The 17,125-nt window shown below is 53.2% G+C and carries 17 protein-coding genes and 1 tRNA gene; 13 read left to right on the forward strand and 5 right to left on the reverse strand.

What is annotated here, in order from left to right:
- Positions 1-39 precede the first annotated feature (39 nt).
- The 3 genes from H2515_RS06515 to H2515_RS06525 all read left to right on the forward strand — a co-directional run bounded on the left by H2515_RS06515 (position 40) and on the right by H2515_RS06525 (position 3,185).
- The gene (locus tag H2515_RS06515) at positions 40-294 is read left to right on the forward strand and encodes a hypothetical protein (RefSeq protein WP_198661226.1); all 255 of its coding nucleotides are present in this window, start codon (positions 40-42) and stop codon (positions 292-294) included.
- Positions 287-2,173 (forward strand): ABC transporter ATP-binding protein, encoded by a 1,887-nt coding sequence (locus H2515_RS06520; RefSeq protein ID WP_051984656.1) that lies wholly within the window; start codon positions 287-289, stop codon positions 2,171-2,173. Before H2515_RS06515 ends, H2515_RS06520 begins: the two co-directional genes overlap by 8 nt.
- A 124-nt stretch (positions 2,174-2,297) precedes the next feature.
- Positions 2,298-3,185 carry a DMT family transporter gene (locus H2515_RS06525; protein ID WP_232821593.1) on the forward strand — a complete coding sequence of 296 codons (888 nt, stop codon included), beginning with the start codon at positions 2,298-2,300 and terminating at the stop codon, positions 3,183-3,185.
- Here the strand turns inward: H2515_RS06525 and H2515_RS06530 are convergent.
- The 5 genes from H2515_RS06530 to H2515_RS06550 form a co-directional block, all read right to left on the reverse strand.
- On the reverse strand, positions 3,147-3,821 hold the full coding sequence (locus H2515_RS06530; protein WP_198661227.1) for an HAD family hydrolase: 675 nt from the start codon (positions 3,819-3,821) through the stop codon (positions 3,147-3,149). The genes H2515_RS06525 and H2515_RS06530 overlap by 39 nt on opposite strands.
- On the reverse strand, positions 3,814-4,521 hold the full coding sequence (gene ubiG / locus H2515_RS06535) for a bifunctional 2-polyprenyl-6-hydroxyphenol methylase/3-demethylubiquinol 3-O-methyltransferase UbiG (protein ID WP_065414358.1): 708 nt from the start codon (positions 4,519-4,521) through the stop codon (positions 3,814-3,816). The genes H2515_RS06530 and ubiG overlap by 8 nt, the downstream gene beginning before the upstream one ends.
- Positions 4,518-5,864 (reverse strand): TRZ/ATZ family hydrolase, encoded by a 1,347-nt coding sequence (locus H2515_RS06540; protein WP_232821594.1) that lies wholly within the window; start codon positions 5,862-5,864, stop codon positions 4,518-4,520. Before H2515_RS06540 ends, ubiG begins: the two co-directional genes overlap by 4 nt.
- 97 nt (positions 5,865-5,961) lie before the next feature.
- A complete protein-coding gene (locus H2515_RS06545; protein ID WP_198661228.1) occupies positions 5,962-7,128 on the reverse strand; it encodes a lytic murein transglycosylase in 1,167 nt (388 codons plus the stop codon).
- Positions 7,129-7,167: 39 nt separating this feature from the next.
- Positions 7,168-7,728, reverse strand: coding sequence for a C40 family peptidase (locus H2515_RS06550; RefSeq protein WP_071183040.1), 561 nt, complete (start codon positions 7,726-7,728; stop codon positions 7,168-7,170).
- Between the two features lie 163 nt (positions 7,729-7,891).
- Between H2515_RS06550 and H2515_RS06555 the strand changes: the two genes are divergently transcribed.
- The 10 genes from H2515_RS06555 (at position 7,892) to H2515_RS06600 (ending at position 17,083) form a co-directional block, all read left to right on the forward strand.
- Positions 7,892-7,967, forward strand: a tRNA-Asn gene (locus H2515_RS06555).
- A 716-nt stretch (positions 7,968-8,683) separates the two neighbouring features.
- Positions 8,684-9,067, forward strand: coding sequence for a DUF423 domain-containing protein (locus H2515_RS06560; protein ID WP_081919164.1), 384 nt, complete (start codon positions 8,684-8,686; stop codon positions 9,065-9,067).
- A gap of 55 nt (positions 9,068-9,122) precedes the next feature.
- The gene (locus H2515_RS06565) at positions 9,123-9,521 is read left to right on the forward strand and encodes a rhodanese-like domain-containing protein (RefSeq protein WP_035190464.1); all 399 of its coding nucleotides are present in this window, start codon (positions 9,123-9,125) and stop codon (positions 9,519-9,521) included.
- 873 nt (positions 9,522-10,394) lie between these two features.
- Entirely contained in the window at positions 10,395-11,864 is a 1,470-nt protein-coding gene (locus tag H2515_RS06570; RefSeq protein ID WP_065414354.1) for a cytochrome C, read from the forward strand.
- 11 nt (positions 11,865-11,875) lie between these two features.
- A complete protein-coding gene (locus tag H2515_RS06575) occupies positions 11,876-12,565 on the forward strand; it encodes a c-type cytochrome (protein ID WP_198661229.1) in 690 nt (229 codons plus the stop codon).
- Between the two features lie 108 nt (positions 12,566-12,673).
- Positions 12,674-13,225 carry a hypothetical protein gene (locus H2515_RS06580; RefSeq protein ID WP_198661230.1) on the forward strand — a complete coding sequence of 184 codons (552 nt, stop codon included), beginning with the start codon at positions 12,674-12,676 and terminating at the stop codon, positions 13,223-13,225.
- Between the two features lie 14 nt (positions 13,226-13,239).
- Positions 13,240-14,004 (forward strand): cytochrome c oxidase subunit II, encoded by a 765-nt coding sequence (locus tag H2515_RS06585; protein WP_198661231.1) that lies wholly within the window; start codon positions 13,240-13,242, stop codon positions 14,002-14,004.
- Between the two features lie 52 nt (positions 14,005-14,056).
- On the forward strand, positions 14,057-15,940 hold the full coding sequence (locus tag H2515_RS06590; RefSeq protein ID WP_198661232.1) for a cytochrome c oxidase subunit I: 1,884 nt from the start codon (positions 14,057-14,059) through the stop codon (positions 15,938-15,940).
- Positions 15,941-15,958: 18 nt separating this feature from the next.
- Complete coding sequence (locus tag H2515_RS06595; protein WP_198661233.1) at positions 15,959-16,513, forward strand: cytochrome C oxidase subunit III; 555 nt, start codon at positions 15,959-15,961, stop codon at positions 16,511-16,513.
- Between the two features lie 429 nt (positions 16,514-16,942).
- Positions 16,943-17,083: a hypothetical protein gene (locus H2515_RS06600; RefSeq protein ID WP_198661234.1), complete on the forward strand. Its 141-nt coding sequence runs from the start codon at positions 16,943-16,945 to the stop codon at positions 17,081-17,083.
- Positions 17,084-17,125: the final 42 nt, after the last annotated feature.

A 17,125-nucleotide genomic window follows, 5' to 3' on the forward strand; every position in this document is an offset into this window, starting at 1 on the left:
GGATGTGTCGCCGCATTTGTACCTCCGCTGACCTCGTTGATGGATGTCTGGCAAGAATCGCTGCGTATGATCGTGGGGGATTGGATGGCTGGTATTCATAGTGTCATTGAGGTTAATCCTGAAGCCAGGGCCGGGGAAAACCAAGCAGGTCAAGGGCTTGCCGGTCGGGCGACTTTTTTCTCTGGCCCGGGAGGTGAGTCAAGTTTATTGCGTTATGGATATGCCTTGGAAACAATGCTGGCCGCACGTTTCGCGCCGAGTAATGCATTTAATATAGGTGAATTTGATGTATAAAACGTTTGAGAGAATGATCGAAATTTTCCGGGATCATGAGGCGCATGAGATTGCGGATAATACGCGGCGGTCTTCAGTTTTGGAATTTTATTGGCACTACATATCTCAAGTAAAAGGGGCAATGATCCTCTTGTTCCTGGCCGGGTCTGTTACGGCCATTGTGGATCTTTCCATACCTATTTTTATTGGTAGTATAACGGGCTATGTGGCGCATGCCAAGTCAGATAATTTACCCTCCGGTGACTTGCGCGCAATATTTATCATGGCCATTATTATTATTGTGGTAAGGCCGGCGATTCACTTTTTTCATGATGTCGTGACTAACCAGACGATCGCTGCAAATTTTACCAATCTGATCCGCTGGCAGAATCATCGTGGCCTGATCCGTCAGGGGTGGGGGTTTTTCCAGAGTGACTTTGCCGGACGTATCGCCAATCGTGTCATGCAAACGGGTCCATCTTTGCGCGAAAGTACAGTGGCGACACTGACTGCGGTCTGGTATCTGCTCACCTACGGGGTGAGTTCGATCATTATTTTGGCGAGACAAAGCTGGGAGCTTTCGGCCCCGGTATTTGGCTGGTTTATCCTGTATGGTTTATTGATGTGGTTTTTCATTCCCCGGCTTACCCAGCGGTCTAATTTGCTCTCTAAAGCGCGCTCCGGGCTTACTGGCGCTATTGTGGATAGCTACACCAATATTCATACCGTAAAGCTGTTTGCCAAATCTGAAGATGAAGATCAGTTTGTCAGAGATGCACTGGAGAGCCATACCTCGGCATTTCACGCTTCGTTGCGGATGGTCACCACCTGGATGACTTCCTTGACGGTACTAAATGCACTATTATTGAGTGCTACCACCGGGGTGGGAATATGGTTATGGCATGAAGGGTCTATTTCGGTGGGGATTCTGGTGACCGCCGTACCGCTGGTTTGGCAGATTGCCAATATGTCGGGCTGGGTCGCCAATAATTTGTCTGCAATTTTTGAAAATATTGGTACTGTTCAGGATGGTATGCGCTCGGTAGATCGCCCCAGGATCATGGGCGATGCCCCTTTGGCCAAGCCTTTTGCCTATAAAGAAGGAAGCATCGTCTTTGATGACGTGTCATTCAGCTATCATCAGTCTGATGGAACGGTAGATGAAATCAAGCATATCGATGAAGTATCTATCACTATTCACCCCGGAGAACGAGTCGCGATTGTGGGTCCTTCCGGTTCCGGTAAATCTACGATGGTCAGTTTGTTGCTGCGGTTTTTTGATGTAAACAAGGGGCGTATCCTGATAGACGGACAGGATGTTCGGGGTCTGCAGCAGGAAAGTTTTCGTCAGTTTGTAGGCGTGGTTTCGCAGGATACGTCGCTGTTGCATCGTTCTATTCTCGATAATGTGCGCTATGGGCGTCAGAGTGCTACACGTGTGGAAGTCGAAGAGGCGCTTCGCAAGGCGCGGGCGGATGAATTTGTGTTGAATCTGGTAGACTCCTTTGGTCGTGTCGGACTGGATGCTCAGGTCGGGGAGCGGGGTATCAAACTGTCTGGCGGGCAGCGACAACGAATTGCTATTGCCCGGGTATTCCTCAAAAATGCACCAATTCTGATTTTGGATGAAGCAACATCAGCGTTGGATTCTGTGACAGAGCAGGAGATTCAACACGAATTAGATGAGTTGATGGCCGGCCGGACGGTCATTGCGATCGCCCACCGGATATCTACTATCGCGCACTTCGACCGTATCATTGTGATGGCCAACGGTCATATTGCTGAAATAGGAAATCATCAGGAACTGTTACAGGCAAAAGGTCATTATGCGGAGTTGTGGGCCAGACAAAGTCAGCCTATGAATTTCCGTCAAGAGGCTATTCGCTCCTTTCCAAAGTAAGCTCTCTGAGGCATGCTTCAGCCTGTCCCCCGTCGGCGGGGATTGATTCGACCATAGTAAATGACCTGTCAGGAAATGAGCCATTACTCCGAATACCTCAGCAATTGCCAGGCGCGAACAGCGTTTGCCTATCATTGCCCTGCTGGTTGGTTCCAGCCTCTGGGGGGTGCTCTGGTGGCCGCTCCGCTATTTCGATGCGGCAGGTCTGCGCGGTGCGTGGCTGATTTTGGCCGTCTATCTATTGCTGGCGATACCTGCCGGTCTATGGTCCTGGCGTCGCCGCCATGAACTGCGGCAGCACGGGCGCACTCTGGTCGGTCTGCTCCTACTCGGTGGCTGGACCAATGTGGCCTTCATGCTGGCGCTGGTGCATGGGGAGGTCATCCGTATCCTTCTGCTCTTCTATCTCTCACCGGTTTGGGCCATTTTCGCCGCGCGGATTTTTTTGAAGGAGGCGATAGGCTGGCGCGGTGGCCTTGCGGCCTTGCTGGCGGTAAGTGGGTCGGCTCTGGTTGTCAGTAATGGTCAGGGGTTTTCCCTCGCGGATCTGGATACGAATGATCTGCTGTCTATTTCTTCCGGTCTCGCCTTCGCCCTGAGCAATGTCATTCTGCGCGCTGACACGGCGCTCGGTGATGTGCACCGCGCCACTGCAGTGTGGTGGGGTTGTGTACTGATTGCCTTGCCGTTTGCATTTTTTCAGTATTCACCGGCGCTACCATTGCCGGAATACGGTTATCTGCTGGCCTTTTCCTGGCTGTGGATTGCCGGGGCGACGGTGGCGGTGCAATTTGGCGTGGCGCGGATGCCGGTGAGTGTTTCGGCGGTGATCATGCCTTTTGAGGTCATTGTGGGCGCGCTATCGGCCTGGTGGCTGGCTGGGGAAGCGCCGACGCTCCTGGAATTGTTCGGCGGTATCCTGATACTGCTGGCGGCGCTTTTGCAGATCACCCGCAGTCAGGGGCACCCTATTTTACTGGGCGGTGTTGAAATGGAGAAGGGCGAACTCTAGCTGTTCGCTGCGCTGGATGATCTGGTCGGCATCCCAGTACCGCGGGTCGTTACCGGTCTCTAGGTAGCCCCAGGCGGCGGCCCAGCAGCGGGTTCCCGCCGCCCTGCCCGCGGCCATATCGCGCGGATCGTCGCCGATCATGAGGCTCCGGGCCGCGCAGACCCCCATCTCGGCGAGCGCATGGGTGATCGGCAGCGGATCGGGTTTGGCGCGTGCTGTGCTGTCGCCGCTGACGACGGCGCCGGGGGGCACCGGCAGCTTGAGGGCGCTCAGCAAAGGCAGGGTCAGGAATCCCGGTTTATTGGTCACAATACCCCATACCACCCCGTGCGCCGACAGGCTCGTCAGGGTTTCCGCCATACCCGGGAAAAGGGTGCTCTGTTCGCAGATATGGGCGGCATAAATCTCCAGAAACTCCGCCCGCATGGGCGCAAAATCCGGGTCCTCCGGCTGCAAATGAAAGGCTACCCGAAGGAGACCTTGGGCCCCTTGGGAGGCGACCGGGCGGAGTATCTCCAGCGGTAATGCCGATAGACCGCGATCGGTCCGCATGCGGTTGGCTGCGGCGCCGAGATCGGGAGCCGTATCCACCAGTGTGCCATCGAGATCGAAGAGTACGGCTGCCAACTCAGGCATCAAGGACAGCTTTTCGGGCATGGCTCAGATAGTTGACGCTGACATCATCGGTTAGACGTCCGCGATGGCGGATGGGATCGAAATACATCCCCTTGAGCGCCATGGTGTGCAGATGACTTTGCTTGGTCATGGCCAGTAATTCACTGGGACGAATGAACTTTTGATAATCGTGGGTGCCGCGCGGTAGCAGGCCCAGGACATATTCCGCACCCACAACAGCCAGCAGATAGCTTTTTGGATTGCGGTTGAGGGTGGCGAAGAATACATCGCCACCGGGACGCAGCAGGCTGACACAGGCATTCACTACGGCGGCGGGGTCAGGGACGTGCTCCAGCATTTCCATGCAAGTCACCACGTCATAATACTCCGCTTTTTCCACAGCCAGATCCTCGACGGCGATCTGCCGGTAGTCGATGCGGAGATGGCTGCCATCGGCATGCTTTCGCGCCGCATTTAGGCCATCTCCGGCGAGATCAATACCGGTAACTTCCGCCCCCTGACGCGCCATGGCCTCTGCGAGGATGCCGCCCCCGGTACCCACATCCAGCACTCTCTTGCCATTCAGTCCAGCACAGCCGTTGGCGATGAAATCGAGACGCAATGGGTTGATTTCATGCAGGGTACGAAAGGGTCCATAGGTATCCCACCACTGATCGGCGAGGGCGTCGAACTTGTGGACTTCAGCCTGATCCATATTCATGCGTCGTTATCCTTTTCACGAATGCGTTGTACCCAGCCCCGGGCACGTGCAAATAAATCTTGCGTGTCCCAATCCACGGCTCGTCCTTCGGCAATGCGCAGCTTCCCCTGCACCCAGACATGGCTGACCTGATCGCGCCCCGCACAGTAGGCCACCTGCGAGACCGGATCATAGACCGGGAAAGTGGCCGGATGATCCAGATCAATGGCGATACAGTCGGCGGCCTTGCCGGGTTCCAGGCTGCCCGTTTCTGCGCCCCAGCCGATGGCCTCCGCACCCCCCTGTGTTGCAGCCTCCAGGGCCTCCCAGGCGGGGAAGGCGGTGGGATCCCCACTCACGCCTTTTGCCAGTAAGGCGGCAGTGCGCAATTCACCCAGCATGTCGAGGTCATTGTTACTGGCCGCGCCATCCGTACCGATCGCCAGCGGGGTGCCTTGTTTGCGTAGCGTGGCCACTGGTGTCATCCCCGAGGCCAGCTTCAGATTGGATTCGGGGCAGTGGGCTACATACAGGCCACTGCCCCGGCAAATCGCCAGATCCTCGTCATTCAACTGGGTCATGTGTACGGCGAGAAAGTGCTGGTCCAGTAATCCCAGTCTGGCCAGGCGCGCCAGTGGGCGCATGCCATCCCGGTCAGTGGCCTCCTGCACCTCGTAAGCGGTTTCGTGGACATGCATGTGCACCGGCAGGGCTTCTGCTTTGGCCAGGTCGCGCGCCCCGCGCAAACCTGCATCACCCACAGTGTAAGGCGCATGGGGGGCAATACTCTGGCGAATGAGAGGTATTTTGCGCAGGCGCGGCAACAAGTCCGCCGCCGCCTGCAGGCAGGCATCGGCATTAGCCGCATAGGCGGTGGGGAAATCAATGACGACGTGCCCGACGGTGGCCCGCATGCCCATGCGGTGGGCGACTTCTGCCGCCGCCTCGGGGAAGAAGTACATATCGTTGAACGTAGTGGTGCCGCCGCGCAGCATTTCCGCGATGGCCAGTTCCGTGCCCATGGCGACAAATTCCGGGCTGACAAAGCGGCCTTCTACGGGCCATATATGTTCATTCAGCCAGGTCATCAGCGGCAGGTCATCCGCAAGTCCGCGCATCAGGGTCATGGCCGCATGGGTATGGGCATTGACCAGTCCGGGCATCAGGACATGGTGGTCGAGCCGTGTAGTGGTCGACGCTACGTAGCGCGCGCGGATGTCTTCGGCAGGGCCAATAGCGATGATGTGTCCGTCATGCACCGCCAGGGCGTGATCGTGGAGCACCGTTTGTGGCCGAATCGGCACGATCCAGCGCGCACGTATGATCAGATCGACAGATTGCATTCCCGATTTTTCTAACGCCACACCGGACTCCATCCTTTCTGGAAAGGCAAAGGCGCCATATTAGCACAAGGGCGGCGGCCTCCGACAAATATCGTGGTGCCCGTGATATGGTCCCGGATCAGCCGTTGATAACCCGCTTGATCGCTTCGGCGTAGGCCCAGACTGTTGCCGAGTAATAAGTGCTCGAGTTGTAGCCCATGATGGCGTAGAAATTCGGGTAGGCGATGAACAGTGTCGGGCCACGTTCTGTCTGCAAGCGCAGCAGGCCCACTGGCGTTGATCCTGGGAGCCTCGAAGCGGTCTCCGGCTGAATGCCGGCAGCGCGCAGTTGCGCAAGCGGGTGCTTGCCTTGTAGAAATGGCGCCACGTCAGCGCCCTGATCGCCGGATACCCGGCCCAGCACCGGCTGTCCCGGCTGCCAACCGTGGCCGCGGAAGAAGTTGGCAGTGGAAGCCAAGACATCGGCAGGCGATTGCCACAGGTTGGGCATGGGGCCGCCGGGCGGGTCATTCCAGGTGACGCCGTAGCGCAGGTAACTGCTGGCCAGGAACTGGGACATGCCCATAGCGCCGGCCTGTGAACCCTGGAGTGTTCCTGGGGGAACGCCCAAACGCTGTGCCAGCTTCAGGGTCTCCGCTGTCTGATGCAGAAAAAACCGCCGCCGACCAGGTAACGCCAATGCCAGGCTCAAGTTGCTGTTGAGCACGGAGAATCCGCCCTGAAAAGAACCGAAGCCCGTTTCAATATTGAGAATGCCCATCAAAATCGGTCCGGGAACGCCATATTTCCGACTGACGGCGTGCAGTAGTGCGGCATGTTCCTGCCAGAACTGTACGCCCTGATTCAGGCGGCTCTGACGCAAGAATCGATCGCGATAGCGCCACCAGGGATAGGGTGTTGCAGGGATTGCGGACGCTGGCGGGGGCGTCATTAGTGCCACGGCGCGGGCATTGAAACTGGCGCTTTGCAGGGTGGGAATCACATAACTGGCGGGTAGACCATCCTGTGCTTGCAGGTGGCAGGCGATTTCCTGCATCCGCTCCTGATATCGCAGGGGAAAATTGGGGAACGCCACATTGCTGATGCAGGTGTTGCTGTTCCCTGGCACCTTCGCGGTGCTGGGTTGCTCCGGGAGGGGTAGCGTGGGCAAAGGCGGCGCGGATGTTACGATCGCCGGTGCCGGCGCTTGATTCATCAAGCCGATATTGGTTGCGCATGCCGATAAAGCCGCGGTTGCGACAATGGCATATATGGTTTTCGGAAATACGGCCCAGTTTTTATGCATGATGCGTTTCACCAACGTAGTGGTTTCAAAAAGATTTGGTTAGTTGCCCCGCATCGCTAACAACTCAGCGGGCAGAGGACGCCGCACGCCATCCAGACGTTCCGCCCAGTAAGAAATCTGCAGGCTTTGCACAGCTACACCTTGCTGCCGGTTCAAGGCGCTGACAAACTGCTTGCCGCCGATGTAGATGCCCACATGGGAAAAGGGCTGGCCCATGGTATTGAAAAACACCAGGTCACCTGGACGAATGTGGTTGAGGCGCACCGAGGGTAGGGCGGCGGCCTGGGCAAAAGAGGTTCGGGGAATGCTTACTCCAGCGCGGGCCAACACATATTGAATGAATCCGCTACAGTCGAATCCTGTCTGGGGGCTTTCTCCGCCCCATTGATAAGGCTTGCCAATTTGCGCGATAGCGTTAACGAGCACGGCATCCAGCGTGGCGGCTTCGGCGCGGCTAGCATCGGCGGACGATGCGTTATGGGGAGAGCTGCTTGCCGGTGGGTATGCCGAGCGCGGCGTCATGGTGGCGCAGCCGCTGAGGACCAGAGTCAACAACAGGAGAAGTCCACCCCCACGCTGGATTGGGCCGATAGGTAACATAATGCTTTGCCTTCGCACCGGCGTCTCCCTCGTTCTTTTTTCTCTAAAAAGTAGATAGCCCAAATACTACGTTTTGGCAAGGGGCCGTGCTCTGAGGAGCAGAAAAAAGCAGGCGCATGGTCCTTGACGCGCGCAGCACGGAAGGCTAGGATACGCGCACTTTTCCCCGGTAGCTCAGTCGGTAGAGCGGGTGACTGTTAATCACTAGGTCGGCAGTTCGAGCCTGTCCCGGGGAGCCAAAAGAAACAAGGGCTCAAGCATTTTGCTTGGGTCCTTTTTTGTGCCTTATGCGCGCTGATGCCCGTCCGGTGCCTGTTTGTCCTCGGTAGCTTGGGGCACACGCGTACTGGTTGTTGCATGGAAGTCGTTTATTGGGTTATATCACAGCCAACTTAATGAATTATGGTCTTGACAAGAGTGTCAACGTGCATCTGTTGCCGAACAGTTATCTTTGAGATGATAATGTGCTTTTACTAAGCGTAGTCTCTTGCGCTATTGACAGGCCTTAGGGGGCACGGACAGTTGGAAGGCTCAAAGGGTGCACTATAGAAGCACGACGAAGGGCCATTTTGGGCCTGATACCCATAATCCTAGAACATTACGCCGCTGGAGGTGGAAACATGCGCAGGCGATATTTGATGCTGGTGGTATTGATGATGGCGACTATGACTTTGTCTGGATGCGCCGAGAAGGATGCGGGGCGGGTACTCGCGGTGGGAAAGACCTATACGGCTGCGTTATCAATGGCTATGCTTAAATTCAAGGTGCTATCCTACCAGGGGAATGGATGGTATTCAGTGCAGCTTATAGGTCAACATATGTCTCCTTTCAGCACTGCCACACCAGCCCTTATAAATTCTCGAAATCTTTCTATTCTGCAACAGCCGAGTGGTAATTAGGGCGGTTTTTAGCACTGGTAGCAAGTCGAAGCCATGTTCTAGCGGAGAAATGCCTGATGTCGCAGATGGATAAGTTGTTCCTTGCACTTGGCGCAGCGAATGCGGGGACTGCCGTAGCATTTGGGGCCATCGGAGCGCACGCGTTGAAGGATCGCTTGTCGCCAAAAATGATGAGCGTTTACCACACCGGTAGTCACTACCACCTGTACCACGCCCTGGGGCTGATGCTGGTAGGATTGCTGGCACTGCAACTGCCGGAATCCAGCCTCATGCAGTGGTCAGGCGGTTTTATGCTGGCAGGAACAGTGTTGTTTTCGGGTAGTCTGTATCTCCTGGCAATTACCGGCAAGGGTTGGCTCGGAGCCGTCACACCGATTGGCGGGTTGTCGCTCATTTCTGCATGGATCATGCTGGCTGTTGGAGTTTTGCAGGTTGGGTGATGTAAGCGCATTCGGCTCAGAGAGCCTTCTAATCAGGCTTGCTTAGGTGGTCCATATGACAAAGTCGGTAATACACCTCGCAGCACAGGATGCCTTCAACTTCCTGCAAGAACACTCACAGGCCGTGCTTGTTGATGTCAGGAGCGAAATGGAGTTTCTTTTCGTTGGGCACCCAAAGGAAGCGTTATCTATTCCTTGGCGAGATGAACCGGACTGGGAAATCAACCCGGACTTTCTGGCGCGCGTACGGCGAGCCACATCACTTGATCGCCCTACCTTATTGATTTGCCGCAGCGGCCACCGCTCACTGGAGGCCGGCCTGTTTTTACAGGCAAATGGTTTCAGTGCCGTTTACAATGTCGCGCATGGTTTTGAAGGGGATCTGAGTGATCAGCATTGCCGAAGCAGTCTGAATGGTTGGCGTTTCGATGGATTACCCTGGGAGCAGTGCTAAAGCCGGAATTGGCTGGCTGAATCCGGGCCGAAAGAAATAATGGGATGCATGTCCGCTTCCCCCCCAGCCATGCTCTGATGCGCTGTCCTGACAATGCGCATCTGCCATCCACATCCCGCAGCGTCCGCCTTTATACGAGGGCCATCTTGACGGTCGTGGCCCGATACCCGAGCGTATAACTCTGAATATTGTGTGTCACAAAACTCCCTCGATTCATTATATACAATCGGGAATATCCACGAGATTCAGAATGCCTCACGGATTTTGAAAGTGGATTTTTCGCGGCCCCGGAATATTAGAACCATGGAATCTACCAGGTTAGCAAGCTGAAAGGCTTTTGGCGGGAGTCGTGATACTACCTTTCTTATTTGAAACACGGAGGCTGGAACCATTATTAAGTGAACGGCAGGTATACATTAAGTGATTTACAACATAATATTTTTCTTATATAGATTGTTGTTATTCCTACGCTTTTTTTCATCAGTGACTGCAAGGGTAGCACGTATCACATTGATATTAAATCTAATTTTACGGATGTAAACAGCGGCTCGTTGAGGGTGAACCACCGGGACGGGTCGAGCGTGTAATGTATGGTGAACAGAAAAAGATGTTGCAAAGTGTTACGGTTTGTACTAAATAGTGCATGAGGGTGTTGATGGTACCACACCCTGCCCATTAGAAATGAGACAGTGGCCGACGGAGAAGGTTCCATGAGCTTTACGCCATGACTCCGCGTCCGCTGCGGTTTTTTATTTAATAGTGTGAGGGTTGTGAAGCAGTTCGTGTTACCAGCCTGGCACGAAAGACCTGGTGTATGAACGTATGTTGTTTATCTAATATGTCTGAAGGCGCATACCGCTATGGAGGGGTTATATGATTTCAAGGTCCATGGGTTTTAAGAAGAAAAAATTAATAGTAGCATTAGCAGCAGTGGGGGGTATGGCGTTGTCCTCAAGTGCCTGGGCACTGCCTTCGTTTGCGCGACAGACCGGATGGTCATGCGCGGCCTGTCACACCTCCTACCCGCAATTAACGCCAATGGGCAGAATGTTTAAATTGCTCGGCTTCACCACCACAAATCTTCAAAGGCAACAGAAGCTTCAAGCAAAATTCGGGAACAGCGTCGGTGTGCTCATCTCCCGTGTGTCACAATTTTCTATCTTTCTGCAAGCCTCAGCGACCAATGTCGCGGGTGGGCAGGCAGCACTTGGCGGTGGCAATACGAATGCTTCTCCAAATAATAATATTCAGTTTCCACAGCAGGTGAGCTTGTTCTATGCCGGTGAGGTCACCCCACATATCGGCTCCTTTCTACACTTAACATACTCTGGTGGGGGTAGTAGCACCGGTGGCGGTGGGTTCAGTTTTGATGATTCCAGCATTGTTTGGACCCATCCGTGGAAGTTCGGCACGAATAATCTTTTGGTCACGGGTGTGGACGTAAACAACACACCTACGGCTATGGATCTGTGGAATACCACCCCGGACTGGCAGGCACCGTTTTTTATGTCAGACTATTCGTCCTCGGGTGCGGTGCCCCTGCCATTCATCGAAAACTCAGCAGGTGCGGGATACCCGTTGGCTGGCGTGGGCACTTATGCTGCAGATATTTTTGGGCCAAATAAGGCAAACTGGCTGTACGCGGATGCTGATGTCTATACAAACGCTCAAGGAACCCAAACTAACCCTGTCGGCGGATTTGCGAGTGTCTTCGGAAACGGGCCTACTGGCAGGCTGTCCGGTGCGGCACCCTATGTCCGTCTCGCCTACCAGCATGATTGGGGCAACTGGAACTGGGAAGTCGGCACCTATGGTATGTGGTCCAGCGTGTATGATAACAGCGTGGATAACAATCTATACAATAAAGCGGGTGGCCCCATTGATACATTCGATGATTATGACTTGGATACCCAGCTTCAGTGGCTCAACATCAACGACAACAATAACCTGACGGTTCGTGCGTCGTGGGTAAACGAGCAGCAGCAATTTGGAGCGGGAAGCACTATCTCCCCGAAAAATTCGTCTGGTAACTTGAATTACCTCAACCTCAATGCGACCTACTGGTATCATGATCACTACGGTATCCAGGGAGGATACCGGAACGTGTGGGGGTCCGCTAATCCCGGTCTTTATGGTGCCAATTTCTACTCGCGTAGTGGTTCTCCAGATACCAGCAATGAATGGATAGAAGCCTCCTATCTACCGTGGTGGAATACCCGCTTCTCCCTGCGGTACGTCGTATACAACAAATTCAGGGGTGTCGGTGCGCCGTCGTCATCCGTATCGGGATACGGAGCATCCAGTTATAACACCCTTGAACTATTGGCCTGGATAGCGTACTAGGAGACGAAGACATGACGACACATGTGAACAACCCCAGGTTCTCAAACAAAGAGCACAATGGTATGACTAAACAAAAAAGAACGGTGAATAAATCAGCAGCGCTGCTTATATCGGGCGCACTCCTGGCGGTAGCCGGACAGGCGAGCGCTGCTGGTGGAACAGGAGGGCCAGTCCCATACCGTATTTCCAGCGATTGTATGGTTTGCCATGGCATGACTGGAAATAACACGATCTATCCCATTGTGCCTAAGCTGGCTGGTCAGCATAAGGGATATCTGGAATTACAGCTCAAGCAGTTTAAGGACCGGACCCGTGCCGATCAGAATGGTCAAATTTACATGTGGCCGGTGGCGCAATCTCTGGATGCCGCCAAGATAAAGGAATTGGCCAGTTACTTTGCTTCCCAGAAACCACCGATGCAAAGCAGTGGGGTCAAGCACGCCGGTATAAAGGAAGGGAAGGTTATATTTAACCAGGGCATTACTAATGAACAAATTCCGGCTTGTATGGAATGCCACGGTTCCGATGGCCAGGGCGCAGGGGCCTTCCCTCGCCTGGCTGGTCAACGGTACGGCTATATGGTTCAACAGTTGACCTACTTCCATAATGGTACACGGGTAAATAGTCTGATGAACCAGATTGCAAAAAACATAACTGTAGCGCAGATGAAGGATGTAGCGGCTTATCTTTCATCGTTGTAAGGGCTCAATGAGCTTTTTGCGTGGCAGTCTGAAATTTACAAAAACCTTGGTCTGCCACGTGTGTACATAGTCGAAGTAGTGTGTGCTTCTTAAAGGAGGTATAGAGGTATGGCAGCAAGAAAAGGTGCGGCTACGGTGCTTATCTCCACCGTAATATGCGCGGCAGTAATTATAGGCGCCCTGGAGTGGGAAAAAACAGTGGCGCTGCCTAGTCCATTTGGGCAAGTCATTAATGGGGTGCATCACTACAAAATTGATGAGTTCAACTATTATTACAAACCAGATTATATGACATGGCATGTCGGGGAAAAAGTGTCCTTGACGATTGATAATAGATCGCAGTCAGCACCTCCGATTGCGCATCAGTTTTCGGTAGGTAGAATACTGGTTTCCCGGAATAATGGTTTTCCAAAATCACAGGCCTTGGCCGTTGGTTGGAAAGAAAATTTCTTTGATGGTGTACCCATAACCAGCGGAGGGCAGACGGGGCCGGTACCAGCGTTTTCCGTTAGTCTCAACGGTGGTCAAAAGTACACTTTCAGCTTTGTGGTGCCGAACAAGCCCGGCAGGTGGGAATGGGGTTGTTTCCTGCAAACAGGTCAGCACTTCATGAATGGGATGCATGGCAATATCGATATTCTACCTGCTCAGGGAAGCTAATATAGGGAGGGCATATGAACGCAGCAAAAGAAAACTTATGGAAAGCTTTCCGTGGTCTTGTGGTGGTATGGATTATTGGCATGGCGATTGGCGAGAGTCTAATAGCCTGGGGTGTAGATAACTGGCCGATATTGGGTAGTATCCAAGCCCACATCACGGCGGATGCTACTACCTACCTTATGTGGCAGGCAGTGGCAATCTATGTGCTGGTAGGCGGTGCCATCGTCTACAGTGCGGTGCGCTTCCGCGCATCGTCCATGTCCGATACCGAGGCGCCGACCTATCAGAAACGGACTTGGGCCCCTTTCGTGGTGACATGGTTGGCTTTGGCTATAGCCATTAACCTGGCCAACACGATTTATCCAGGCATGGTGGGTTTAGAGCAAATCTGGGGCATACAACTGGATGCGAAAAACCCATTGGTCATCGACGTTACCGCTCAACAATGGAAGTGGACGTTTTCTTACCCCAAGCAGGGTGTAACGGACGTTTCAGAACTGGTAGTTCCCGAGGGCCGCACCATAGATTTCGTCCTGCGGACCAAAGACGTCATGCACGATTTCTGGGTGCCCGCTTGGGGTGAGAAAAAAGATGTAATTCCCAATGAAGTGCGGCATCTGTTTATTACCCCTACCGTGTTGGGAACAACCGCTACGAATCCGATGATGCGTGTACAGTGTTCCTTGATTTGTGGCAATGGACATCCGTTGATGCGGGCTCCGGTTAAGGTGGTAACAGCTGCAAACTTCAAAACCTGGGTAGCGAACAACAGCTTCTAAACCCGCTGAAGACTTGCCATCTAATATGTTGAATTGGAATGAGGAGTAAATAATGGCATCTAATGAAATGCAAGCACAACCGCTGGACGATATGGAGGGTAACAAAGATCCGTTCGCGATCAGCATGCTGTTTCCACTGTTTCGCGCGGCGCTTTGGGGTCTAACCGGATATTTTGCCGCGGCATGGATTACGGCGGTATTGTTGGGCAGCGTAATCGTCGATCCGTTACCTGCGACAGTGGGTTATGTAGTCGGTCTAATTTGCTGGTTAATGGGTAGCGGATTATGGGAAGGATGGATACGGCGGGCATTTGGTGGGAAAGAAGCCCCATCATTCACCGGCGTAGAACGTTATTTTCGATTCGGCCCGGATTCGAAATCTACAGCCGTACGTTATGTTGTTTTCAATATAGTGGCGTTCTTTTTTGCCGGCATGGCCGCCATGGCTATTCGTGTTCAATTGCTGACACCGGATTCCACGGGTTGGTGGTTGTCCGAGATCCAGTATAATGAAACCTTTGGTATTCATGGTCTGATGATGTTGTTGGCGGTTGCGGCATCGGCCATCGTCGGCGGTGTTGGTTACTACCTTATTCCTTTGATGCTGGGTACGAGAAATGTGGTATTTCCGAAGCTTCTTGGACTGAGCTGGTGGCTTTTACCCCCAGCAGCGTTTGCCGTATTCATGAGTCCCACGATCGGTGGATTCCAGACCGGGTGGTGGGGCTATCCACCATTGGCACAAAATAGTGGTAGCGGTATTGTGTTCTATGTGCTGGGCGCGGCGACACTCCTTATGGCATCGCTACTTGGCGCCATCAATATCGCCGGAACCATGGTGTACATGCGCGCCAAAGGGATGACCCTGGGCCGCGTTCCGATTTTTGTGTGGGGCTTGTTTGCCGCCGCCACGATTCTTATCGTTGAGTCGCCAGCCACCTATACGGGCGCACTGATGGACTTGTCCGATATGATAGCCGGCAGTCATTTTTACACCGGGCCGACCGGGCACCCTTTAGCCTACATGGATCAGTTCTGGTTTTTGTTCCATCCGGAAGTTTATGTTTTTGCGCTGCCTGCTTTTGCCATATGGTTGGAGATTCTTCCTGCCGCGGCCAAGCGTCCGTTATTTGCCCGGGGTTGGGCCATTGCCGGACTTGTTGGCGTTTCCATGCTGGGTGCAATGCTGGGCGTTCATCACTATTTCACTGCGGTGAGTGATGCGCGCATGCCCATATTCATGACAATAACAGAAACCGTATCTATTCCTACGGGGTTTATTTATTTGTCAGCCATTGGGACGCTATGGGGTGGCCGCTTAAGAATTAATGCTGCTGTACTGTTGGTGCTTATGGCCATGATGAACTTCTTGATTGGTGGCCTGACCGGCATATTTAATGCCGATGTTCCAGCGGACCTTCAGTTGCATAACACCTACTGGGTAATTGCACATTTCCATTATACCATACTTGGAGCCGTTATCTTTACGTGGATTGGTGCATTGTATTGGTGGTTTCCCAAAGTTACTGGTCGGAAGATCAATGAGTTTTGGGGGAAATTTCACGCCTGGTGGTTCTTCGTGTTTTTCAACTGCACGTTCTTCCCCATGTTCATAGCAGGTATCGATGGGATGAATAGACGCATTGCCATATATCTGCCTTACCTGCATCAAATCAACATGTTTATATCTATTTCGGCCTTCCTTCTGGGCGCCGGTTTTCTCATTCCGTTGGCCAACCTGGCTTATAGTTGGCGCTATGGGCCAAAGGCCGATGCAAACCCGTGGGGTAGTAAAGGCTTGGAATGGCAAATGAAGTCGCCTACGCCGTATGTGCCATACCCTGCGGCAATTGAGCCGGAAGTTGTTGGTCCAAATGACAACTATGCGCCGGGAGCGAAAGAACCCTTTGTTTGGGTGTCCACGCCCAGCAAGTAAATGAGGAGGAAATAAATTATGGCCGATAATAGTTATGCTAGCTTGATGGATCCAGCTTCGGAGCGCGCGAAGAGGGGAGCTTTCTTTTTCTTGATGCTTTTTGCTGGAATCATTTTTGCGATGTGGGACCTCGCTCGCTTCCTTTGGGGGGGCACCGCGGTGCCCAGCACGCTGAGCATGGGGGCGGGTGTTGGTCTCACTGTCCTGATGCTCGCGAGCCTGGTGCCGGTGGTGGTTGCGCGCAAAAAGTTGGATCGGGGCGATGATGGTGGTATTGTTGGCAATTTGGCCACCCTGCTGGTAATTTCGTTGGTGATGATCGGCGGCATAGTCTACAACTGGACCACGTTAAGCATCGGTAGTGGCTACGGCGGGATTTACGACATTACCAGCCTGTGGTTCCTGGTTCACTTTGTGGCGGGCATCCTGGCACTACTGGCAAGCATTATGAAAATATCCCGCACGCCTGATCGTGCCAAAAAAGAGCGTTGGGTATCGTATAATGTTCTAACCTATTGGAGGGGGGTGGTAATCCTCTGGGTAGCCTTTTTTGTCGTCTTCTATATCGCGTAACTTGGTTATAGATTATCAAATTAGACTGAGGGTAAGATAATGGATATGTCACATTTGTCGTTTGTTATACCCGCCGGGGCCGATGTTCCAACGTTTTTTTGGTTGACGGGATACATCGTATTTCCGGTGGTGTTTTTAAGCACATACTTCTGGTGGATCTTAAAAGAAGTGGCCAATGAAGATCGGCTCCGTGTTTTAAAGAAGACGGAAAAGAGTTCGTCTGGCGATATATGATGCTTTAAATTGTCGCAAGTGGATCGCTCAGGTGCCGCCGTTGTTGTGCCGGAAAAAGGCTGCTATTGTGTCCCGTGATCACGACACAATATTCACCTCATCAACAATCGGCGGCACCTGGGTATCTGTTGTCTCTGGGGCCATTTATGTTTCTTTGTGGCGCTGTTGTTACGCATGTTGCGCAGGAGATAAATTATGGGCAAAGAAGGCTATTTGACTGCCAACAATGATCGCGATGATGAGTCATGGAATGGAAACATTGTATTGATCATCGCATTATTGTGGGCTATTATCGCTCTGGGTGGCTATTATGTTACTCTTAGAGTGATGTTTTAATTTAATGTGTTGCCTTGGTTGGGCGATGAAGCTAGTACGGTA

Origin of the sequence: Acidithiobacillus ferrivorans (genome assembly GCF_016250455.1) — a bacterium.
Taxonomy (GTDB): Bacteria; Pseudomonadota; Gammaproteobacteria; order Acidithiobacillales; family Acidithiobacillaceae; genus Acidithiobacillus; species Acidithiobacillus ferrivorans.